This window comes from Arsukibacterium sp., from assembly GCF_033722355.1.
In the GTDB taxonomy this organism is placed as follows: domain Bacteria; phylum Pseudomonadota; class Gammaproteobacteria; order Enterobacterales; family Alteromonadaceae; genus Alishewanella.
The window spans coordinates 1-21,440 of sequence record NZ_JAWVZF010000034.1; the positions used below are offsets into that span (position 1 = coordinate 1).

At 45.7% G+C, this 21,440-nt stretch carries 20 protein-coding genes; 3 read left to right on the forward strand and 17 right to left on the reverse strand.

Going from position 1 to position 21,440, the window contains the following annotated elements; all coding sequences use genetic code 11:
• Positions 1-54: 54 nt before the first annotated feature.
• The 3 genes from R3177_RS05420 to R3177_RS05430 form a co-directional block, all read right to left on the reverse strand.
• On the reverse strand, positions 55-1,197 hold the full coding sequence (locus R3177_RS05420) for a sensor histidine kinase (RefSeq protein WP_318970022.1): 1,143 nt from the start codon (positions 1,195-1,197) through the stop codon (positions 55-57).
• 137 nt (positions 1,198-1,334) lie between these two features.
• A complete protein-coding gene (locus R3177_RS05425; RefSeq protein ID WP_318970023.1) occupies positions 1,335-2,822 on the reverse strand; it encodes a sigma-54-dependent Fis family transcriptional regulator in 1,488 nt (495 codons plus the stop codon).
• 136 nt (positions 2,823-2,958) lie between these two features.
• Positions 2,959-3,753, reverse strand: coding sequence for a flagellin (locus R3177_RS05430; RefSeq protein WP_318970024.1), 795 nt, complete (start codon positions 3,751-3,753; stop codon positions 2,959-2,961).
• A gap of 227 nt (positions 3,754-3,980) precedes the next feature.
• Here R3177_RS05430 and pseB point away from each other — a divergent pair, with 227 nt between their 5' ends.
• Together pseB and pseC are read left to right on the forward strand one after the other, a co-directional pair.
• The gene (pseB, locus tag R3177_RS05435) at positions 3,981-4,979 is read left to right on the forward strand and encodes a UDP-N-acetylglucosamine 4,6-dehydratase (inverting) (RefSeq protein ID WP_318970025.1); all 999 of its coding nucleotides are present in this window, start codon (positions 3,981-3,983) and stop codon (positions 4,977-4,979) included.
• Complete coding sequence (pseC, locus tag R3177_RS05440) at positions 4,979-6,130, forward strand: UDP-4-amino-4,6-dideoxy-N-acetyl-beta-L-altrosamine transaminase (RefSeq protein WP_318970026.1); 1,152 nt, start codon at positions 4,979-4,981, stop codon at positions 6,128-6,130. Before pseB ends, pseC begins: the two co-directional genes overlap by 1 nt.
• Here the strand turns inward: pseC and pseI are convergent.
• From pseI to R3177_RS05510, 14 genes are all read right to left on the reverse strand, one after another.
• Positions 6,127-7,176, reverse strand: coding sequence for a pseudaminic acid synthase (pseI, locus tag R3177_RS05445; protein ID WP_318970027.1), 1,050 nt, complete (start codon positions 7,174-7,176; stop codon positions 6,127-6,129). The two genes, pseC and pseI, sit on opposite strands and share 4 nt — an antisense overlap.
• Positions 7,169-8,515: an NAD(P)-binding protein gene (locus tag R3177_RS05450; RefSeq protein WP_318970028.1), complete on the reverse strand. Its 1,347-nt coding sequence runs from the start codon at positions 8,513-8,515 to the stop codon at positions 7,169-7,171. Before R3177_RS05450 ends, pseI begins: the two co-directional genes overlap by 8 nt.
• Positions 8,516-8,525: 10 nt before the next feature.
• Positions 8,526-9,227 carry a WbqC family protein gene (locus tag R3177_RS05455; RefSeq protein ID WP_318970029.1) on the reverse strand — a complete coding sequence of 234 codons (702 nt, stop codon included), beginning with the start codon at positions 9,225-9,227 and terminating at the stop codon, positions 8,526-8,528.
• Positions 9,220-9,888 (reverse strand): class I SAM-dependent methyltransferase, encoded by a 669-nt coding sequence (locus R3177_RS05460; protein ID WP_318970030.1) that lies wholly within the window; start codon positions 9,886-9,888, stop codon positions 9,220-9,222. The genes R3177_RS05455 and R3177_RS05460 overlap by 8 nt, the downstream gene beginning before the upstream one ends.
• Positions 9,885-10,874: a glycosyltransferase gene (locus tag R3177_RS05465; RefSeq protein ID WP_318970031.1), complete on the reverse strand. Its 990-nt coding sequence runs from the start codon at positions 10,872-10,874 to the stop codon at positions 9,885-9,887. The genes R3177_RS05460 and R3177_RS05465 overlap by 4 nt, the downstream gene beginning before the upstream one ends.
• A complete protein-coding gene (pseF, locus tag R3177_RS05470) occupies positions 10,867-11,565 on the reverse strand; it encodes a pseudaminic acid cytidylyltransferase (RefSeq protein ID WP_318970032.1) in 699 nt (232 codons plus the stop codon). The genes R3177_RS05465 and pseF overlap by 8 nt, the downstream gene beginning before the upstream one ends.
• Before the next feature lie 28 nt (positions 11,566-11,593).
• Positions 11,594-14,413, reverse strand: a complete 2,820-nt coding sequence (locus tag R3177_RS05475) for a 6-hydroxymethylpterin diphosphokinase MptE-like protein (RefSeq protein ID WP_318970033.1) — start codon at positions 14,411-14,413, stop codon at positions 11,594-11,596.
• Between the two features lie 20 nt (positions 14,414-14,433).
• A complete protein-coding gene (locus tag R3177_RS05480) occupies positions 14,434-14,742 on the reverse strand; it encodes a hypothetical protein (protein ID WP_318970034.1) in 309 nt (102 codons plus the stop codon).
• On the reverse strand, positions 14,742-15,170 hold the full coding sequence (fliS, locus tag R3177_RS05485; RefSeq protein WP_318970035.1) for a flagellar export chaperone FliS: 429 nt from the start codon (positions 15,168-15,170) through the stop codon (positions 14,742-14,744). The genes R3177_RS05480 and fliS overlap by 1 nt, the downstream gene beginning before the upstream one ends.
• Positions 15,171-15,181: 11 nt before the next feature.
• Positions 15,182-16,645: a flagellar filament capping protein FliD gene (fliD, locus tag R3177_RS05490; RefSeq protein ID WP_318970036.1), complete on the reverse strand. Its 1,464-nt coding sequence runs from the start codon at positions 16,643-16,645 to the stop codon at positions 15,182-15,184.
• Positions 16,646-16,654: 9 nt separating this feature from the next.
• Positions 16,655-17,032, reverse strand: a complete 378-nt coding sequence (locus R3177_RS05495) for a flagellar protein FlaG (protein ID WP_318970037.1) — start codon at positions 17,030-17,032, stop codon at positions 16,655-16,657.
• Between the two features lie 68 nt (positions 17,033-17,100).
• Positions 17,101-17,925 carry a flagellin gene (locus R3177_RS05500; protein ID WP_318970038.1) on the reverse strand — a complete coding sequence of 275 codons (825 nt, stop codon included), beginning with the start codon at positions 17,923-17,925 and terminating at the stop codon, positions 17,101-17,103.
• Between the two features lie 320 nt (positions 17,926-18,245).
• The gene (locus R3177_RS05505) at positions 18,246-19,073 is read right to left on the reverse strand and encodes a flagellin (RefSeq protein WP_318970039.1); all 828 of its coding nucleotides are present in this window, start codon (positions 19,071-19,073) and stop codon (positions 18,246-18,248) included.
• A gap of 194 nt (positions 19,074-19,267) precedes the next feature.
• Complete coding sequence (locus R3177_RS05510) at positions 19,268-20,095, reverse strand: flagellin (protein ID WP_318970040.1); 828 nt, start codon at positions 20,093-20,095, stop codon at positions 19,268-19,270.
• Positions 20,096-20,283: 188 nt separating this feature from the next.
• Here R3177_RS05510 and R3177_RS05515 point away from each other — a divergent pair, with 188 nt between their 5' ends.
• A complete protein-coding gene (locus R3177_RS05515; protein ID WP_318970041.1) occupies positions 20,284-21,342 on the forward strand; it encodes a putative sugar O-methyltransferase in 1,059 nt (352 codons plus the stop codon).
• Positions 21,343-21,440 lie beyond the last annotated feature (98 nt).

Below are 21,440 nucleotides of genomic sequence, written 5' to 3' on the forward strand. Positions count from 1 at the left end.
AGGCTTCGCGCAATCCGGCATCATCCTCTACTATCAGTATGGGGGTGGCAGTTGTCATTCGATACCTCTGTTTTGAGAATTAGCTTGCTGATTGTCTGATCCAGAAAAATGGACAGGGATATTAATCACAAAGCAGGCACCACCCTCCGGGCGCTGTTCGTAGCGGACATCGCCCTGATGAGAAGTCACCACTGCTTGTACGACAGCCAGTCCTAAACCACTACCCTGTTGTCGCCTGCTGAAAAAGGGCTCAAAAATATAAGGTTGTAAATCAGCTGCGATCCCAGGCCCGTTATCAGTAACGGTAAATTCAAGCTTATCGGCCTGTCGCTGCACTAAGATATCAATCTGCACACCACTGCTTTGGGCCTGAATACTGTTCTGGATAAGATTAATGACAGCACCGGCCAGACTGCTGACATTACCCAGCAGATACACATCCTGACAACGGGTATTAATGCTAAGCTGCGCCTGATGCTGACTGAGCAATGCCTCAGTGGACGCGCTCACCTCGCTGAGTAACGTTTGCACCGTAAAAGGCTGTACCGCCTGAGCTGTGCCGGCACGGGCAAACAGCAGCATATCGTTCACCTGCTGCTCCAAATCATGCAACCTGGCCAGCAGTTTCTGCTGAAATTGTTGCTGCGACTGGGGTGATAGTTTACTGCTGCCAAGGTTTTCAGCATACAACATCGCAGACGACAGGGGGGTTCTTATCTGATGGGCCAGCGTGGCCATCATTTTACCCAGAGTAGATAAACGCTGTAAATGTGCCAGCCGGCTTTGCAGATGGCGGGTCTGGGTCAGATCAGTCAGCACGATGAGCTGACCAGGCTCCGGGCTAAGCGGGCTGATTTCCAGTTTGATTCTGCGACCATCTTTCAGTGATACCTCAAGACCATCGTCACTGCGCGGAGCAAAACAGCGGTTAATCACCTCTAACCAGGCCTGCCCCACCAACGGTTGGCCAAGCATAGCGATGGCGACCGGGTTCGCTTCAGATACAAGCCCCCGAGCACTTAGCAACACGACGCCGGCAGGAAGAACATTTAAAACATGTTGTAAACGATTGTCAGCGGCATTATTAAATCCTGCTAACACCTGGCTGACCGTGCTGCTGAGCTCGCGTTTTGACAGTACTCGCTGACTGTGCGGCGGCACAGTACTCTTTGCAGAGTCATAGCTGACATCGGGCATAAGCCACCTGACCTTATTACAAATAATAAAGACGATGCAGAGATTATGCCAAAGTTAAGATTATGATTTTAAAAGATAAAACAGGGATTAAAACCGTCAAACTCTTGACGATTTACCCGCATCGCTAAGCCATGCTTTTACTCATCACGGCCCAGATTATACTTGCGCATTTTCTCGACCAGCGTCGTGCGGCGCAGCCCAAGTACTTCAGCGGCGCGGGCTACAACATAATCATGATACTGTAATGCCTCAGATATTAACTGCACTTCCAGCTCTGCCAGATATTCTTTCAGGTCAAAGCTGCCGGAAGTCATCTGTTCGATTTGCGGTAAACTCAGGGGCGCTGCCGCCTGAGGCTCTCTTTGTGACAGACTGCGGGGTTCAGCCTGCTGGTCATCTTCGCTGTCATCAGCACTGGCTGCAAACAGATCATTTAACATATCGCGCTCAAGCAAAGCCTCCGGATACTGTGGCTGGTAACTTTCCACATCCAGATAACAATACTTTTTCGGCAATTCGGCGACATCCACAACCTGATCCGGATACATAATCAGCATACGTTCCAGTAAATTTGCCAACTCCCTGACGTTGCCAGGCCAGCTATGCATTTTCAGACTCTCCAGCGCCCGCTCGGTAAAGCGGATGCGCCCCTGATGAGCGCCAGCCTGTCTGTTCAGCAGCTCCTGAATCAACAGCGGCAGATCGTCACAGCGCTCGCTCAGCGCGGGTGTTTCAATCGGAAACACATTAAGCCGGTAAAATAAATCCTCCCTGAACTGGCCTTCACCAATCATCTGTTCCAGGTCGCGGTGGGTGGCAGCGATGATCCGGACATCGGCTTTAATGGCCTGGCTGCCGCCTACCCGTTCAAAAATACGCTCTTGGAGTACCCGCAACAATTTTACCTGCATCGGTTGCGGCATGTCGCCAATTTCATCCAGAAATAAGGTTCCGCCCTGCGCCAGTTCAAACCGGCCTTTGCGGGTAGAAATCGCACCGGTAAAGGCGCCTTTTTCATGGCCAAACAACTCACTTTCAAGTAATTCAGCCGGTATGGCGCCGCAGTTAATGGGCACAAAAGGCCCTGCAGCGCGGTTTGATAACAAATGGATATTCCGGGCAACTACCTCTTTGCCGGTACCAGACTGGCCCAGCACCAGCACATTGGCGTCAGTTTTTGCAACTTGTGAGATTAAAAACCGGACTTTTTGCATCGGCTCAGTCTGGCCAACCATGCCGTCAAACTTCACCGTTGTTTCAGTCTGGCGCTGCCCGGGGAGTAGCCGGTGATATTGCTGGCAATCTCGCAGCAGCTGGGTAAGGGAGTTGTAAGAAAAGGGCTCGGTAAGCAACCCCACCGCGTTCGGATACTGCAGCAGCGGGCTCAGCGGTTCACCAATCAATAAAAAAGCACAGCGGGGAAAGCGCAGCAGTAATGCTGCCTGCTCTTCATTATCAAGTGCGCCCAGCAATACGACTGCTGAGGTTTCAGGTGTCAGTTGCTGCAACAACGCCTGGTCAGTTACTATCTGATGCGGTTCGTTAATAAAGCTGAGCACCGTTGCCAGTCTCTCCGCACGACGCTGTTGTGTATCTGCAATATATAAAGGAGGATTGACTGCCATTATGCCGCATTATAGTTATTGCTTTGATTTCATTGTACTGCGCGGATCTGAGCTTGCAACCAAAAACGCTATTTTTTTGACGGCCGTCAAAAAAATAGCGTTTTATACCACTCAACTCAGTTGCAGCAAACCGCGATCAGCCTAGCAACGTTAATGCCTGCTGCTGCTGGATCCGGGCTTGCATCGCCACACTGGTAGAGCTTTGGCTCAATATATCCGCCGCTGTTTTATCACTGGCAGCTCTGGCAAAATCCAGATCTTCAATCCTGCTTCTGGCAGCAGCCTGGGCAATTTGCTGGCTACTTAAATTATTACCAGTACCGGCCAGGCGGTTTGCCTCTGCCCCAGCCTGTGCCTGCAAACCACCAATCACGTCTATGGCATCTGTTATTCTGGTTAAGGCCTGTTCTGCGGAGGCAGCAGAACTGAAGTCAATATTAAATGCATCCTGGCTCTGCAATACCGCCTGCACATCTGTCGTAGTCAGATTTACTGAACCATTACCGGTACCAAAAGCCACACTGGCATCGGCATCAAATAACTTTTTACCAGAAAACGCTGTGTTATCAATTACCTGCTGAATATTAGCCAGATAGCTATCTGCCTCTGTCTGTAATGCCTGTCGCTCTTCTGTGCCATATATACCGTTACCGGCTGCCACCGCCAAGCGATTAAGTTCACCCAGGTTATCGTTGATCCCCTGCAAGCCCTGCTCGTAAACCCTGGCCAGCGAAACACCATCATTGACATTACGTTCGCCCTGAGCATTCGCATTAACCTTGCTGCTCAACTGGTTCGCGATCTGTAAACCAGCAGCATCATCAGCTGCACTGTTAATCCGGCGTGCCGTTGCCAGTTTTTTAAGCAGACTTTCCTGTTGCTGCTGAGCCCGATTCAGATTGTCTACACCGGTCGTGTTATTCAGTTTCATAGCAGTACCACTTTTGCGAGAACATTGGTTATAGTTTAATCTATCTGGCGGTAAAGCTCCAATTTCGTGCGTCACGCTTAGGCGCTCAGATTATCGATTACTAACATTATAAATTTATTAATAATGTTATTTCAGGCATGCTTTATGCTAACAGCAATTTATGGTAAGAACGTTATGTCAAAGTCACAGTGGCAACATAATGCCAGTCAATTGCTAGAGGGTGCGCTATGTTTGATGGAAAAACCATTTTAATTACCGGTGGTACGGGATCTTTTGGCCACAAATATACCGAAACTCTGCTAGCCCGTTACAAGCCGAAAAAGATCATCATTTACTCGCGGGACGAGCTTAAACAATATGAAATGCAGCAAAAGTTCGATCAAAGCTGCATGCGCTATTTTATTGGTGATGTCCGCGATGCGCAGCGCATGAGCAGAGCTATGCACGGTGTCGACTATGTCATACACGCTGCCGCATTAAAACAGGTACCTGCTGCAGAATATAACCCGATGGAGTGTATCCGCACCAATATTAATGGTGCTGAAAACGTTATCAATGCTGCGATTGATAATAATGTTGAAAAAGTTATTGCCCTGTCCACTGATAAAGCCGCTAATCCTGTCAATTTATATGGTGCAACGAAGCTGGCGTCAGATAAATTATTTGTTGCAGCCAATAACATTTCCGGTGGCACCCGGCCCCGCTTTTCTGTTGTGCGGTACGGTAATGTGGTAGGGTCGCGTGGTTCGGTCGTGCCGTTTTTCCAGCAACTGATTGCCAGAGGCACTGATCATTTGCCGGTCACACACGCTGAAATGACCCGTTTCTGGATTAGCCTGCAGCAAGGCGTTGATTTTGTATTGAAGAACTTCGAAAGAATGCTGGGTGGTGAGATATTCGTTCCTAAGATACCTTCTATTCGTATTGTCGATCTGGCCAAAGCAATGGCCCCTGACTTACCTATTAAAATTGTTGGTATCCGGCCGGGTGAAAAGTTACATGAAATGATGTGCCCCGGTGATATGTCATATCATACCTTTGAGTTTCCCGACCATTTCGTTATTGCGCCCGCTATTAAATTTTTCAATCGCAGTAATGACTTTAGTGGTAATGCGTTAGGTGAAAAAGGCCAGCCGGTGGCTGTTAACTTTGAATATGTATCTGATACTAATCCTGACTTTATGGATATTGATACGATTCGCCAGTTTAATCAGGATTATGCTTAATGATTCCCTATGGGCGGCAACATATCAACCAGCAAGACATCGACGCCGTTGTCGAAGTATTGCAAAGCGACTTTTTAACTCAGGGGCCAGTGGTGCCCGCCTTTGAACAGCGCCTATGTGAACTCACAACAGCCAGACATGCCGTTGCGGTTAACAGTGCCACCTCGGCTTTACATATTGCCTGCCTGGCGCTTGGTGTTGGCAGTGGCAGCAGAGTCTGGACCTCTCCCATCAGTTTTGTTGCGTCGGCAAACTGTGCCCGATACTGCGGCGCCGATGTTGATTTTGTTGATGTAGAACCCGATACGGGCAATATGGCAATTGATCAGTTAAGGCAGAAACTTGAACTGGCCCGCGCTAATGATACCTTGCCGCAAGTTGTGATACCGGTGCATCTGGCAGGTACAAGCTGTGACATGCAGCAAATCCAATATCTGGCTAATGAATTTGGTTTTAAAATTATTGAAGATGCTTCTCATGCCGTGGGTGCCACTTATCTGGGTGAGCCAGTAGGCTGTGGCCGTTATAGTGATATTACCGTTTTCAGCTTTCACCCGGTAAAAATTATTACCACAGCCGAGGGCGGCGCGGCGCTGACCAATCACGCAGAGTTGGCTGATAAAATGCGCTTACTCAGAAGCCACGGCATCAGCCGTGACGACACTGTGATGACCGAGCCCAGCCATGGTCCCTGGTATTATCAGCAGTTAGTGCTTGGTCTGAACTACCGGATGACCGACTTGCAGGCTGCGCTCGGACTAAGCCAGAGCCAGCGCCTTTTGTCCATTATTCAGCGGCGACAAACGCTGGTTGAAAACTATCAGAGGCTGCTTGCTAACCTTCCGATCAGCCTACCCTCGACAGAGAAGTTCAGTACCAGTGCCTGGCACTTATACATTATCCGGCTAACTGATAAAGCCAGACGCAAGACTGTATTTAATGGCCTGCGTGCTGCAGGAATAGGAGTAAATGTGCATTATATTCCTATTCATACCCAGCCCTATTATCAGCAACTGGGTTTTGACTGGGGCGATTTTCCACAGGCTGAAGACTTTTACGAACGGATTATCAGCCTGCCAATGTATCCTGAGCTAACCAGTGAGCAACAGCAGTTTATCGCTTCTAACTTAACAAAATTGCTTGATCACTAGTCCTCAATGTACTCCCAGCTGGTTGGGGTATATTGCTTTACGGCTTTCTTGATAACCCGGCCAAGCAGCTGATCATAATATTTTGGCGCCAGCCCAAAACCGGGTCTGACACTACGGATATCGCTGGCGGAAATAACCTGACCGGCGGCCATATCTGATACAAAGTATAGAGAGCGACGGAATTTTGCATTGGCAATCTCACTTTGCTGCCTGCTGTAGTCAGCCTTTCCCAGTGCCTGCCATGCTAATTTACTGTCACGGCATAATGCAGTTAATTCAGCCGGTTCTAATGAAAAACTGTCATCTGTGCCGCCGCCGTTCCGGTCAAGCGTAAAATGCTTTTCTATGATCGCAGCACCAAGCGCTACACTGGTAATGGCGGTAGTGTTGTCGATAGTATGATCAGAAAGGCCTGTCACCAGTTTAAAGCGACGTTGCATGTCGGCGATAGTACGCAGGTTATAATCTGCTGCTGGAGCAGGATAACCACTGACACAATGTAAAATAGCCAGTTGCTCACAACCACCACTTTTTGCTGCATCAATAGCTTCCTGAATTTCGTCTGCATCCGCCATACCGGTTGAAATAATCATTGGCTTACCGGTACTGGCGATATACTTAATCAGCGGTATATCAATTGCTTCAAATGATGCAACTTTATAAGCAGGAGCGTTCAAATCTTCGAGCAAATCAACGGCGGTCGGGTCAAATGGTGAACTGAAAATAGTCATATCAATTGACCGGGCAAAATCGAAAAGTGGTTTGTGCCACTCCCAGGGCATTTGGGCTTGCTGATAGAGCTCATACAGATTTTTGCCATCCCACAAGCCGCCTCTGATCATAAAGTCTTCGGTTCTGGCATTCAGAGTAATAGTGTCTGCACGGTAAGTCTGTAATTTTACCGCATCAGCACCGGCCTGTTTGGCTAGCTGAATAAGTTGCTTAGCTCTGCTGATATCGCCGTTATGGTTAGCTGACATTTCAGCAATAATATAAGGAGGGACACATGCTGAGATTTCCCGCCCGGCTATACTTAATTTAGTCATGATGACACTCCACTGCCGGAATCAGTGTTAAGGTTTCCTGATAAGTATCAAGCAATACATCAGTCATAAAGAAAACCTGTGGTTTACCTCTGCCGCAAAACAGGATCTCAGGGTTATGATGTTTAACCTTGGCAAAGATCTCGGCCCTACTCTGCTCATCACCCGCCTTCAAAATGGGAAAGCCGAAAGGCAGAGAAATACTGCCAGCATGAATAATTTCATCAACATGGTTAAACAATCCCATCGTCACTAGTTCAGCTTTGATGTCATCAACCGTAGCTATCCGTTCATCGTTCTCTATTACTTCAACACTGCATCGGTAGCAGGCGGCACTGTCATGCTGCTGAATATTATCGTAAAAAGTAATTCGATAACTGTGCATCGCAGCATCATAGCAGTAGAGGTAATGCTGACTAGTTGCCGGTTTAGTTTTTGAATGAAAATGATAAATCGCGACCGCTCTGCTGGCGGGTCGTTGCTGATGTCCCCCCTGCAACCCACTATAGGCAGGTATAGTCCAAATAAGCTGCCGTGCTGTCAACTGACCGGCCTGGGTCTGGATCACCAAATTTCCCTGCTGATGCGACACTGCTTCAATTTTACAATTAAAAATAAAATGTCCGCCAAGCTGACGAATGTTGTCAGTCAGCAGAGTGATCCAACTGCCAATTCCTTTTCCATCTGACGGATAAATCCAGGTTGCCTGTCGGGGTTTCTGGGTATCAGACGGGTATGCCAGCACCTCGTCAAAAGCTGCAATTTTCTTTAAATTGGCAGCACATCTGGCATCACCGTATATTAAGCGGGCCATACCGTAGTAAGCAGCTGCTTTTGACGACAGCTCATTTAACGCCATACCAGTAAATTTTGTCATCAGAGGTGAGAAAACTTTTTCAGTGACGCACTGGCCGTATCGTAAACGGCTGAAAACGTCCAGATTAGGATAACTAGGCTGTGATTCTGCTGATGTCTGCAATAATTCGTATAATGCTTTATTAAACCAGTCGGTTGCATACGTGACATTCAGAAATTGCGATTGCTCATTCATTTTTCCGGCAAAGTAATTGCCTGTCTTTAATGCCGTCAGGCGGTGCCAATCAGCACACTTATCTGCGGGAAATAACAGTGAATTTAATTCAGAATCACTGCTCATCTCAGGAATATGTGTGCCAAAATCAAACGACTTATCATCATATGATACCGAACGCAGTAAACCACCTGCTTCGCTGGCACTGTCTAATATCGTTACCTTTGCCTGCGGACATTTATTTAACAGTGTTAATGCCGCAGTAAGACCGGAGATCCCGGCACCAACAATTAAATAATCTGTCTCGTGCATACCGTTTTCCTCACGTAATGTCAGGTAAATTCAGTGCTGATTTGTTAAAACCCAGATAAGCAACGGCATCTGGCCATGCCAAATGACTGATAAACTGCTCGCCTTTTTGCTGATATTGCGGATGTTGCCAGTGCTGATACACAATACTGACACCCTGTTGTAAAAATCTGCTCTGTTCCTGTTCCAGATAGGTTCTGGAACCTTGATTGGCAAAGTAACATGTACCCTTTAACTGTTGAATAATCTGCAGTAATAAATCTGCCTTTGTACCGGTTACCCCAAGTTCAGAAGCCCGTAATAACGTCGTGCCAATACCCAGTGCCTGACAAACTGCAGTAATCAGTGCGATGTTAAGATCCGCCAGTTTAGTATGCTGTTGCTGATATACGGTTTCCAGCAGCGCTAACACGTCTGGCAGAAATGGGGTTTTTGCCAGATAAGTTCGAATCGCGTTCAGATGTTTGCGTTGCCAGTTGCCTTTTTGCAATGCAATCTGAATGTCAGCAACTGCTGTCTCTAATGGCTGATTCGCAACCGGCACTGATAACCAGTGGACAATATCATGCTGATCTTTAATCCGGTTTCTGGACTGCCATGATTGTCGCTCATATTGCACCGTGTCCAGAAAGACAAAGTAGTCAGATTTTGCTATCTGCTCAAAGTAGCCTAACCATGACAAGTAAGTCGGCTGGCTAATTGCAATCTTAGTCATAGTTATTTTTTCTTACCGCATGAGGGCTTTTTCGTAAATAGCAACTAAATTCAAAAGGCACTACTCCGGGTTTAATTTCGTAATCATGTCGCAGGTTAACGCAGGGAGTTAACTGCTCCTTACAAAATTCAAAGACCTGACAAGGATTAAAGTAAAACAGCCCGTCGGCTTTAAAATCAACAAAAGTACTGAGACAATTAAACGCTATACCTTCTTCTGTTACAGCAAACAGTATTTTTAATACACTCTGCAAGAAACTTTCATTTTGTCCGATATCATTGTTAAACACACCGCTGATAAACACCAAATCAAATTTTTCCTCAGGGGGCTGCTCAAATATATTCCTCAGCTCAAACCGGCCATCTTCATTATTTTCCCGGGCTAAGTTAATCAAACCTGCTGAGATATCGTAGCCAACGTACTCACCGGCAAACCCACGCTGTTGTAGTAAACGAAACAGATGACCGGTACCGCAGCCAAAATCCAGAATTTTCTTATTTTTGAAATCAGTAAATCCTTCAAGCAAGATCTGCAACCGACGCTCTTGTGTTTCATAACTGCTTTGTTGCACAGCATGGGGAGAATATCCATAGGTATCCGCCAGCGTATTATAATGGCTGGAAAGCAAGTCAAGCTGTTGTTTTAAATTAATATCTGTCATGCACCACACTCCCAGCAATCTGTTACAAATTCGGTAATGGCCCGGCCAGAATGGCCACTGAAAGCCTGCAGACATGCTTTATACGCTGCCAGTCTTTTCTGGGGCTGAAAAATAATGTTTGTCAAATCTTTTGACAAACGATCAGCGGTTATTGTGCTGCGATAGCCTAAATTAAAACAGAGCTGGCTGGCCGCGAAATCATCACTTTCTGACTGCTCAGCTTCAGTTAATGAAATGACTGCCGCCGGCTTGCCAATATAGGCACATTCATATTTAGCCAGGCCACCACTGGTAATGCAAAAATCAGCCCACTGGTAATACTGATTTACATTAGGCGAAACGGGCACGTATTGAACTGAACCATTAACTGAGTCCGATAATGCTGATGCCTGATTACCCACTACCTTTATTTGTAAATCAGCTCTGATACTTTGCAAAGCCACAACTATCTGCGAACTAAGCTTAAAAACATCCCCACTGCCAATAAGAATAAGTATCCGTTCTATCACCGGGGAAAATGTGGCAGGCACATCAGTTAGCGAAGGATGTGCCAGAAAATAATCGATACCTAATGCCTGATGGCTGGCGCCTTTTGCACAATAATCATACTGCTTCGCCTGATAGGTGAAATTTATCACACCCGCTACCGGATAATGGCTTTGCAGACAAAAATCATCTATCAGCACATAACAATGCTGTTCAGGCAGCTCATCACAGGAATACTGATAGCTATCTAAGATAACCCTGCTAGCCCCAGGCAAACAATGAAGCCGCTGAGCAATCGATTGGGCACTTAACTGTAAATCTATCGAATAATAATCCGCTAACTTAATTGCCGCTTCAGAAAATTCGCCAATAAAAGTCGGCTGGTATTTTTGATTTCTTAACTGAAGTGCTAATGAAACACAACGTAAAAAGTGTCCCATACCTGAGGTATGGTTGGCATCACATATGAAAAAAACGCGTCTTTGGTCGAGTTTAATCATATTCAGACGTCAGTTTTGTTAGCTGGGAAAACACTAATTCAGCAAAAACCCAGTCATCCGGGTTATCAATATCATGCGCCCGGTACTTAGGAAGACTCACAGCTGCAACTTTTTGCTGATAAAAGTCAGTATTACTCAGCCATGCCTGGGTCGTACCATAGTAAAACTGACCGACGTCGTGATAAAGACTGGCACAATCTTGCGTTCGGGTATTTAAATGTTCCGGGTGGCGCATAGCAAGTGTACCGTCTTTCGCAATAATCAGAGCCCTTTCAACCGGGCAGGGAAAAGCGGTTACCGGCATCACGAAATCAGCTTGTAACTGTTGTTGTCTGGCCACTGCTTCAGCCAAAATCTCCGGCGTCAGAAAAACGGCTGTTGGATAGATACAGCAAACATGACTGATAACCGGATTAGCTAATTGAGCAATAGCGTGCTGAATTACCGGCACTGTCGCGACAAAGTCGCCTGCAAGTTCAGTGGGTCGGATAAACGGCACCGTGGCACCGGCAGCTTCAGCAACTTTGGCAATCTGGCGGCAGTCAGTAGAAACGATAACCTGATCAAATAATCCACTTTCAAGCGCTGCAGCAATAGGCCAGCTCAAAATAGGTTTGCCATAAAACTTTTTGGTATTCTTACCAGGTATACGCTTACTGCCGCTGCGCGCTGGAATCACCGCTATTTTCATTGATAAACCTCGACCTGACCAACCCTGTTTATTGTTTCGAAGCGGCTGGTAAGTAATTGACCTTAATGTTATCTGCCTTTATCGGCTGAGAAACAAAATCCTCCAGTGCGTCAGCCAAATAGTCTTTCCAAAGCCCTAACACCAGATTAAAGCGTTTTAAATCATGGGCATCACCACTTTCATCGGGCAACACTTTAGTCAGCACACTCAGAAAATAATTAGCACTGCCATAAAACAAATAAAAAATCGGATTATTTTTTTGCGATACACAACGTCGCAGAAAATGCCACTGCTGTTCAATGCAATTTGCAGCATCCGCTTTGCTGGTAACACCCTGGTTAGGTAACAGTTCCCGCCACTCTTCAATGCTGCTTGTTAATAACTCCAGGCTGTAATAGTTAAAAATGTCATCGGCTAAAGCAGCCAGCGACATCTGATGGTAAGCGGACTGCAGATAATCACTCAGTGCCTGCCGGGGGTTTATCTGGTGTGGTGGCAACAGAATATTAGCGGGATGCAAGGCTCTGGCACCGTCAATATAGGCGCCGTCGCTGCAATTATAAATCTCAACAGAATTGTTGGCATTGGTAATAACCTGCTCAATCAGCCGTTTTGACACATCAAACTCCGGCTTAGTGAATACCACCGGCCTGAAATTACCTTTAACGGGAAAGCCCTCGCCATGGAACTGTTTGTAGTTATATACCTCCTTGCCCTGCTGATTATAGTAGGCAGAATGCTTTGAGTGATGCTGATTAACATCTGCATAGCCTAAATCAACGCCAAAAAGATATACCGTTTTAAAATTCATCCGGAGAATGTAATTTAAGGCTAGATTAGATACCGTCGGATAAGCATAAGACAAGGACGCGGTATCAAAACCATGGTGTTGGAGTCCCGCCCGGAAAACTTGTGTTGAGGCTTCTCCATCTTTAAAAGCCAGATACGCCTGTCCAAATAAAGAAGCGGTATCCGGATGTACACCGTTGACCGAAATCAGTTTTATTTTTTTTAAATACGCCGGGTCATTAACCTGAGTAATCCAGTCATAAGTTGCCCGGTTTTGCTCCACTTCCGCATGAAAATCGGGTTGAACCCCAAGCTTGTACAATGATCGAATTGCGGTACCACAACTGACAACAATGACCTGGTCGCGATGCTGCTTGATATAGTCAATACTGTTATCTAAACTCGGTCCGTTACCAATCAGAAACACCGGCACATCAACCGCCGGGTGCTTAGTCCCGCACCCCACATCTGCCCGCATAAAGCGATGGCCATTTTTCAGGCTCAGATAAGTATGAGCAATACCAAAACGAGCATGATCATAATATTCTCCGATAGCCAATACCACCTTCAGTTGTCTTTTTAAATTCTGGATGGCTTTGAGCAACTGCGGTGTGTAGTAGCACGAAAACAAATATGTGTTAGCAATAGCATAGGCCCCTACCTGATAAAATTGCCCCATTAAATCACTAAAATATTCTGAGCCATCACCCCCTATATTGAGGTATATCCGCTTTTGCTGCTGCTCAGCAATTTTAAAAACAGAGGCCCAGTCAGTAACGTATAAACTGGCAAAGAAGAAATCCAGATTCGGCTCACAAATATATAAATTAGATATATCACGGACGTGATACAGCTGCTCAACATGAATCCCCAATGCCACACCGAATACGATCAACGAGTCGACTTTCTCCGGCAAAGGCTTTTTCTCAGCACGGAGCGCCAGAAACATCTCCTGCAGTTTTGCGATATATCTGAAATGAACAAAGCTTTTGAATTTTTCGCTTGCAGCCTGTCCTACAATGACGTCATCTTTAAACGGCTCAGACAAATAATGCTCAATCAGTTTCTCAGAGTCGCCACGGGGGTTATCATAGAAAAAAACCCGCCGCTTAATATGAAACAGATTATCATTGCCCTGAAGGTCTTGCGTTAATAACCAGTCTCTGGGTTGGTACTCTGATAAGAGCTGGTGAACATCAGGATACAGCCTGGAGAAAGCAGCCAGATTTTTTTTAAATAGCGCTTTATGTTTTGCCGAATATGCGGCTGTGGGCATTGGATAGCCCAACACATTTTGAGGATGTTCTTCAACAAAATCTGCGGCGGCATCAAACCCTCTGAATTGGCGGCTTTTACGCTGCAACTCATCCCTGTCACCACTTTTTTCCAGTAAAAAAGCAAATACCTCGTCTGAAACAGGATGGCATAAATGCCGGTACAGATATATTTTCTCCAGCGCCGGCTCAATACTGAGTAATTCCTGAATATCTTCAGCAATCGAAGCCCCACTGTTACCAAACTGAAAAGATATTTGGGTACCCGTTGCTGCCGCTAATTCGAATATACCCTCCCAATCTGTGCTTTGAACAGAACAGGTCAGATTATCTAATTGTGGCTCATAAATAACCAAATATTTTATTCGGGCACTTTGCATCAGCGGAACCAGCTGATAACCCAAACCAAAACCGAACATCATCACCACATCAACCGCAGCAGGTAAAGATTCGGCACAAGAGTCAGCAGTCACTCGATTTAAATGCACGACAGGGGCAAGCTGAGTAAACTGCTCGACCTCCTGCTGCATTTCTTGCTCTGGTGTTGCACTGTAAATTACCCGGCCATTATTCACATTAACCAGATTCAGCTGACCACTTTTAGTACAAAATACTGAATATTCTTCGCTATGATGGCGTTGAATAAGCTCTAAAAGTTGCGGGTTATATTGTTTAAGTGCTTTAAAATTAAGAGGAATTCTATGCTGGATTACTGGAGAAATTTTCTGCTCTAACTCGCTTTGCGCATTATCGCTGTTAAGCTGATAGTTAATAAATTTAAGCATTTAAAGGCCCGGTTTTTTTGTTATTTATTTTCACCATATAATTTCTGAGCTTTTCTTCGGCGCTGAGATTGCAGAATACTTTCTGCCAGCATAGTTTTTTCATATTGCAGCTTATCGATGACAATAGTTAACCACTGAAGATGGTCGGTCAGAAAAAGTCGGTAATCGTCGCTGTTTGTACCATCTTCTGGTTGAGTTTGTAATAGCTTGTGCAGTTTAACAGCTTTTTCGGAGACCTCTTCAACTGAATATTGGTCATCAGTAATTAGTTCATCTATTTGAGCCCTGAGCACCGCCACGTCGGCAATCAGCTTAGAAAAAGGGAGCATTATGCTGCTCCCTGGGCCTTTTGCTGCTGCAGCCGATAAGCTTCCTCACGATCTTTAACCGGGATTTGATCCCAGGCAGACTTAATTGTCAATAACAGCTCCATCACCTCAGTGATCTTATCGATACTGTTTTCTCTACTGGCCAGAATTAAATGATTAACCATAAAATCATATAAAGACGCCAGGTTTTCTGATATCTCGGGGCTGGCCTCCATATCAAGACAGTTTTGTAAGGAGCTAATGATCGTCATTCCTTTTGAGAGCGTTGCAGACTTCCCGGCAAAATCTTTACGCTCGATACAGCCTTTCGCTTTAGCTAAATTTTCCAGAGCGCCCTGCATCAGTAGTTGGATAACCCTGTGAGGATCAGCGATGGCCAAGTCATCTTTAATGCCAACCGCTTTATAAGCTTTAATGCCATAACTCATGGTTAACTCCCCTAATTCGATTTTTGAGTGCCAAAACCTGGCAGATTGGTCAATTGCGCAGTTACATTCGTTGCCATGTTCTGCATCGAGCCCAACAAGGCATCCAACGCTGTGTAGCGACGACGTAACGTTTGCTCAAAGCTATCTATATATCGGTTAGCTGCCTCTAAATCTTTAGTATTTTTGTCTATTTGTGTTTTTAACGAGTTTTCTTTACTCGCGATAATACCGCCGGTCTGAGTAAACTCACTTAAAAAATTATCAACAGTAGCGGCTAAGCCGTTATCACCACCAAAAAATTTAGCGACGTTATCATAATTCTGCTCAAGCGCCCGGTCAAAACGAACTCTGCCGGAGTCGGCACCAAACTCTGAACTGGATGATATTTCCAGTTTTCCATTTTCTTTAAACGTTATGCCCATTGAATAAAGAGTAGATAGCGATGCGTCCGCTCCAGCTACGACATCACCCAGCAGACCCCTTAACTGGTTCATAATATTTTTAGGTAACTGATCCGTTGCCAGTGAACCACCTTCCCCTGTTACCGTTTTACCATCCGAGCCTAACTGCCGTTTTTTTGTCAAATCAGCAATTTGATCAACCAGTACATTATAGTTATTAATAAAGTTCTGGATATTTTCTTCAGCGGCCGCGCTGTCGGTTGCAACGTCAACCTTGGCATTATTGCCATCAGGCGTTATCGCTTTAACTGTCAGCGTGACATCCTGGATGACGTTTGTGAACGTATTAGTCGCACTATTTGCTACAATTCCGTCGATTGCGATTATGGCATCTTTCGCTGTCTGAGTAGCTGCAAGGCCTGCCGTTGCGCCAGTAGGCACTGTTGATAGGCGGTCAAGCTCAGCATTATTATTAGTGACCACTAAATCATTATTTAAGCCGGTTTCACTTGACGTAAGTACCAGTTTGGTACCGGTAGTACCACCAGCGTTAATAATATTGGCGTTAACCCCAAAATTGTCGGTTTTCGCATTAATTTGCTGACGCAGCTCGTCCAGGGTCATGCCAGCGGTAACTGCCACATCAAAGCTTTTACCATTAGCGGCAAACGTCATGGTGCCATCGGTGGTAGAGATCACATCAGTAGCAGCAGCAAAAGCGGCATCGGCACTTTCCAGCCGGCTGCCGGTGGCAAGCTGGGTGACTTTAATGTCGAAACTGGCAGCAGCTGCAGTATTTGATGCAGACGCTTCCAGGTAGGTTTTGTTTTCAGTAGGCTGGGTAACAGTGGCAATTCTGGCGTTGAGGGTATTACCTGTCAGTTTTTTCGCCGCGTCCTGAAAAGCTGACAGGACAGATTTTAACTGTCCTATGCCAGACAAAGAGGTGTTTAACGTTTGTTTGGTGGTATTAATCCGGCTTAGTTTACTGTCACGCTCTACTTTTACCAGCGTTGAGACAAGGTCTTCCAGTGGCAAACCAGACGCTGCACCAAGGAAATTAATACCAGACATGTTCCACCTCTACACTTTGTTATCTATTAACAAGCCAATAGATTGGCCCATTTCTTCCTGCAACCGTTTGATATTCTGTGCTACCTTCAATAACTCTTCAGAAGGAATTTGCTTAATAAGCTCATCTGTTTCAAAGTCTACCACTTTTATCACAGACCGACCTGAAGCATCATCAATTGAGAAACTTAATGAACGTTGCTCCATTGCAACTGCCTGATTTACCACATCAACTGCTTGGCGCAATTCAGCATCACTGACTTTAGTTACAGGTTTCACTGTCTCCGCTGAGCCTGCTTCAACTGATTCAGTAATCACAGATCTCACCAGCTTATCTGGCGTCGGAGCAAGGTTTGTCGCGGCAACGCCCGTTGCATTTATGCTGTTCATCTCCAGACTCCTTATCGGCACGCAGGGTAAGAACTTTATACCAGCTTCTTACCACTGCGTGTATTAGTTTAACCCAATAACGATAAAGCTGCCTGTGGCCGCTGATTCGCCTGCGCTAATACCGTGGTCGCGGTTTGCTGCAGGATCTGGGCCCGGGTTAACTCAGCCGTTTCTTTTGCAAAGTCTGTGTCACGGATCCGGCTACGTGCACCGGTAACGTTTTCAGAAATATTAGTTAAGTTACGGATAGTTGACTGGAAGCGGTTTTGAACAGCACCTAAGTCAGCCCGTTTACCATCAACTGCTTTGATCGCGCTATCAATCAATGCGATTGCAGTGGAAGCACCAGCGACGGTTGAAACCGTTAATGTTGCAACACCAAGACCCAGCGCCCCGTAACCATTGGTTCTTGACAGGTTGACACTGATATTCTGGTTAGCATTAGCGCCAACTAAGAATTTAGCAGAGTAACCACCAGACAACAGATTCTGGGTACCAAACTGAGTTGTCGTTGCAATCCGGCTCATTTCCAGCTTCAGTGCAGACACTTCTTTTTGCAGTGCAGCACGGTCATCATTGCTGTTGATACCGTTCTGTGACTGGATAGCCAGAGTACGGATCCGCTGCAGAGAGCCGGTAATTTCGTCCATCGCACCTTCAGCTACCTGAGCAACAGAAATACCGTCATTGGCATTACGTGCTGCCTGATCCAGACCATTAATCTGGCTGGTTAAGCGGTTTGATATCTGCAAACCGGCAGCATCATCCGCCGCACTGTTAATCCGAAAACCTGAGGATAAACGTTTAAAAGCTGTATCCAGAGCATTACCGGTTTGAGATAATTGCCGCTGCGCATTCAGCGACGAAGTATTGGTATTTACAAATAAGGCCATGAGTCACTCCTTAAGTTTTCAGCAGCACAATGACTGAAAACCTGATTATTAAAAGACGATTAAGTCGTTAGCTCAGCCAAGCTGCAACTTGGCTTACTTAGGGTATCGGCCGATATCAGCAGAACTTTAGCAAAAAAATAAATTTTTTTGTTTTTTTAAAAGAATGACATTTTTACCAGGCAGGATTGCAAGGAAGCACCCAAAAAAATAGCTAACTCAGAAAGTTAGCTATAAAAAGAGTCACTCCGTGGCAGATTGGTTGTATCTGTTTTCAATGTACGCGAAGACTGCAATCATCGCGCTCTGTTCTGCCTTGTTAGTTAGCCCTGCAGTAAACTTAATGCTGCCTGTGGTCGCTGGTTAGCCTGAGATAATACAGTGGTGGCCGTTTGCTGAAGGATCTGTGCCCGGGTCAGCTCAGCCGTTTCTTTGGCAAAATCGGTATCGCGGATCCGGCTACGGGCACCTGATACGTTTTCAGAAATGTTGGTCAGGTTCCGGATTGTTGCCTGAAAGCGGTTTTGCACGGCACCTAAATCGGCTCTCTTGCCATCAATAATACCAATGGCGCTGTCAATCAGCGCTAATGCGCCAGAGGCGCCGGCAACAGTAGATACTGTTAATGCCGTCAGACCTAAGCCTGCCGTGCCGAACCCGCCGGTACGGGACAGATTGACGCTGATGCTCTGTCCGGCGTTGGCTCCCACCAGGAATTTAGCTGAATAGCCACCAGCCAGCAGATTCTGATTACCAAACTGCGTGGTCGAGGCAATCCGGCTCATTTCCTGTTTTAACGCCGAAACCTCTTTTTGCAGCGCAAAGCGATCGTCATTACCATTAATACCGTTCTGAGACTGAATGGCCAGGGTTCGGATACGCTGTAAAGAATTGGTAATTTCATCCATGGCACCTTCTGCCGTCTGAGCCAGTGAAATACCATCGTTGGCGTTACGGGCTGCCTGGTCCAGACCATTAATCTGGCTGGTTAAGCGGTTGGAAATCTGTAAGCCGGCAGCATCATCAGCAGCGCTGTTAATCCGCAAACCAGAAGATAAACGTTTAAACGCCGTATCCAGCGCTGTGCCGGTGTTAAATAACTGCCGCTGGGCATTTAACGATGATGTGTTGGTGTTGACATATAAAGCCATCTTTACTCTCCTGCGATAAATTAATCGTCGGTAATTAGCCTGAAACTATTAATTAAAATGCTAACTTCTACATACATAGATATCGGAAAAATAATGAAAAACTTTAGTAAAAACCTATAAAAATCACTTTTAATTAGATTTTGCACGAAAAGCAAAAAAAGCCACCTTAAGGTGGCTTTTTTCAGCTGGGGATATTAGCCCTGGAGTAAACTTAACGCTGCCTGCGGCCGCTGGTTAGCCTGAGATAACACCGTAGTTGCCGTTTGCTGTAAAATCTGCGCCCGGGTCAGCTCAGCGGTTTCTTTGGCAAAATCGGTATCCCGGATCCGGCTACGGGCACCTGATACGTTTTCAGAAATATTGGTCAGGTTCCGGATTGTTGCCTGAAACCGGTTTTGCACCGCACCTAAATCAGCACGTTTACCATCTATAATACCTATTGCAGTATCAATAAGCGTTAATGCTCCTGATGCACCGGTCACTGTTGAAACAGTAATGGCCGCTAAACCCAGGCCTGTAGTACCAAACCCCCCTGTCCGCGACAGATTGACGCTGATACTCTGGCCGGCATTGGCACCCACCAGAAACTTGGCTGAATAACTACCAGCAAGCAGGCTCTGATTACCAAACTGCGTCGTCGTGGCAATCCGGCTCATTTCCTGCTTTAACGCCGACACTTCTTTTTGCAGCGCATTACGGTCATCATTACCATTAATACCGTTCTGAGCCTGAATAGCCAGGGTACGAATCCGCTGTAACGAATTGGTGATTTCATCCATGGCACCTTCTGCCGTCTGAGCCAGTGAAATACCGTCGTTGGCGTTACGTGCCGCCTGGTCCAGACCATTAATCTGGCTGGTTAAACGGTTAGAAATTTGTAAGCCGGCAGCATCATCAGCAGCACTGTTGATCCGTAAACCAGAAGATAAACGTTTAAATGCAGTGTCAAGTGCTGAGTTAGTATTAAATAACTGCCGCTGAGCATTTAATGATGAAGTGTTGGTGTTGACATATAAAGCCATGACGTTCTCCTGGATTCTGCAATATGACTTAGCGTTAATCGTTAAGCCGTACCCTTGATACTTATGTATCGCCAGCCCTGGGTTTTTCTTTAGTTTTTTTTATAAAAACTTGTTTGTCATAAGCAATTGTACTACTCCGGTTTTCTATTATAGTGTAACTAAGTTTAACTTCGGTACGGATGGAAAATGTGAGTAACTCAGATAAGTTTGCAGCGTTAGATCAAGCCTTTACAGATATGGAAACCCAAAATGCTTTATATAAGCCATCTTCTTTCTGGGCTGATGCCTCAGTCAGAATTGCCGCAGCACTTAAAGAAAACGGTGTAGAAAATTTCCGGCGGATTGCAGAAAACCTGATGTTTTTCGTACCCACTTACGGCTGCCCCGGTAATAGTTTTACCCCTCAGATGCAAAATGATCTTATCGCTTTTTTGCAAAAGACATATCCGCAGGCAGTCAAACCGCAACAGACAATTGCTCAGCTATTAAGCGGCTATCAGTCCGCGCTGGCTGATTACCGAGTATTTGTTGCTGCTGAAGAACCGGGAAAATCGCCTAAACTCATCAATTTTTCTGAGTCTGATTTTGGTAACCCGGTAGAACAATTTGAATTTGATAATAAAAAATATAGTCGCTCCTCGTTAAACTATCTGCTGGGTTTGCAATTATTGAAGCAACATCTGACTGACGATATTCATACCATACTGGAGATTGGTGGCGGCTTTGGTACCTTGGGCGAAATTCTGGCAAAAAGTGATATCAGTAATCTTCGTTATATTGATGTTGATATCCCTCCGACGTTATTCGTCGCTGACTCATATTTAAAAGCGGCTGTGCCTGATAGAACATGCACCGGTTATCTGGCAACAAAAAACGCTGAAATCCTGAATATTGAAGATTTACCGGAAATTTCAGTATTGGCCAGCTGGCAGCTGCCCGCATTGCAGGGAGAGGTCGATTTATTTGTTAACTTTATCTCTTTCCAGGAGATGGAGCCTCACATCGTTAAAAATTATTTTTCACATGTTGACCGACTCCAAAGCAAATGGATTTTGCTACGGAATATGAAAGAAGGAAAACAAATAAAAAAGTCGGCTACCGATATTGGCGTGGAGCAACCCATTCTCAGTGATGACTACATCAGTATGCTGCCAAACTATCAGCTGGTCAGTCGGCAAGTCCATCCTTTTGGTTTTAAAACCGTGGATAATTATCATTCTGAGTTATTACTTTTTAAGCGTAAATAACCGTGGACGGTAGAAACTGTCATGGTTTCTACCGTCACTTCAGAAGGTTATCTCAGATAATCGAACAGGCTGACACCTGACACTCTGGTAAAGGTCGA

Excerpts from the sequence above, each read along its gene's own strand:
- R3177_RS05475 (WP_318970033.1), bottom strand. The coding sequence starts at position 14,413 with ATGCTTAAATTTATTAACTATCAGCTTAACAGCGATAATGCGCAAAGC.
- R3177_RS05430 (WP_318970024.1), bottom strand. The coding sequence starts at position 3,753 with ATGAAACTGAATAACACGACCGGTGTAGACAATCTGAATCGGGCTCAG.
- pseB (WP_318970025.1), top strand. The coding sequence starts at position 3,981 with ATGTTTGATGGAAAAACCATTTTAATTACCGGTGGTACGGGATCTTTT.
- R3177_RS05420 (WP_318970022.1), bottom strand. The coding sequence starts at position 1,197 with ATGCCCGATGTCAGCTATGACTCTGCAAAGAGTACTGTGCCGCCGCAC.
- R3177_RS05460 (WP_318970030.1), bottom strand. The coding sequence starts at position 9,888 with ATGACAGATATTAATTTAAAACAACAGCTTGACTTGCTTTCCAGCCAT.
- R3177_RS05425 (WP_318970023.1), bottom strand. The coding sequence starts at position 2,822 with ATGGCAGTCAATCCTCCTTTATATATTGCAGATACACAACAGCGTCGT.
- R3177_RS05480 (WP_318970034.1), bottom strand. The coding sequence starts at position 14,742 with ATGCTCCCTTTTTCTAAGCTGATTGCCGACGTGGCGGTGCTCAGGGCT.
- R3177_RS05455 (WP_318970029.1), bottom strand. The coding sequence starts at position 9,227 with ATGACTAAGATTGCAATTAGCCAGCCGACTTACTTGTCATGGTTAGGC.
- R3177_RS05465 (WP_318970031.1), bottom strand. The coding sequence starts at position 10,874 with ATGATTAAACTCGACCAAAGACGCGTTTTTTTCATATGTGATGCCAAC.
- R3177_RS05500 (WP_318970038.1), bottom strand. The coding sequence starts at position 17,925 with ATGGCCTTATTTGTAAATACCAATACTTCGTCGCTGAATGCGCAGCGG.
- R3177_RS05495 (WP_318970037.1), bottom strand. The coding sequence starts at position 17,032 with ATGAACAGCATAAATGCAACGGGCGTTGCCGCGACAAACCTTGCTCCG.
- pseI (WP_318970027.1), bottom strand. The coding sequence starts at position 7,176 with ATGACTAAATTAAGTATAGCCGGGCGGGAAATCTCAGCATGTGTCCCT.
- pseF (WP_318970032.1), bottom strand. The coding sequence starts at position 11,565 with ATGAAAATAGCGGTGATTCCAGCGCGCAGCGGCAGTAAGCGTATACCT.
- fliD (WP_318970036.1), bottom strand. The coding sequence starts at position 16,645 with ATGTCTGGTATTAATTTCCTTGGTGCAGCGTCTGGTTTGCCACTGGAA.
- R3177_RS05510 (WP_318970040.1), bottom strand. The coding sequence starts at position 20,095 with ATGGCTTTATATGTCAACACCAACACTTCATCATTAAATGCTCAGCGG.
- fliS (WP_318970035.1), bottom strand. The coding sequence starts at position 15,170 with ATGAGTTATGGCATTAAAGCTTATAAAGCGGTTGGCATTAAAGATGAC.
- R3177_RS05450 (WP_318970028.1), bottom strand. The coding sequence starts at position 8,515 with ATGCACGAGACAGATTATTTAATTGTTGGTGCCGGGATCTCCGGTCTT.
- pseC (WP_318970026.1), top strand. The coding sequence starts at position 4,979 with ATGATTCCCTATGGGCGGCAACATATCAACCAGCAAGACATCGACGCC.
- R3177_RS05505 (WP_318970039.1), bottom strand. The coding sequence starts at position 19,073 with ATGGCTTTATATGTCAACACCAACACATCATCGTTAAATGCCCAGCGG.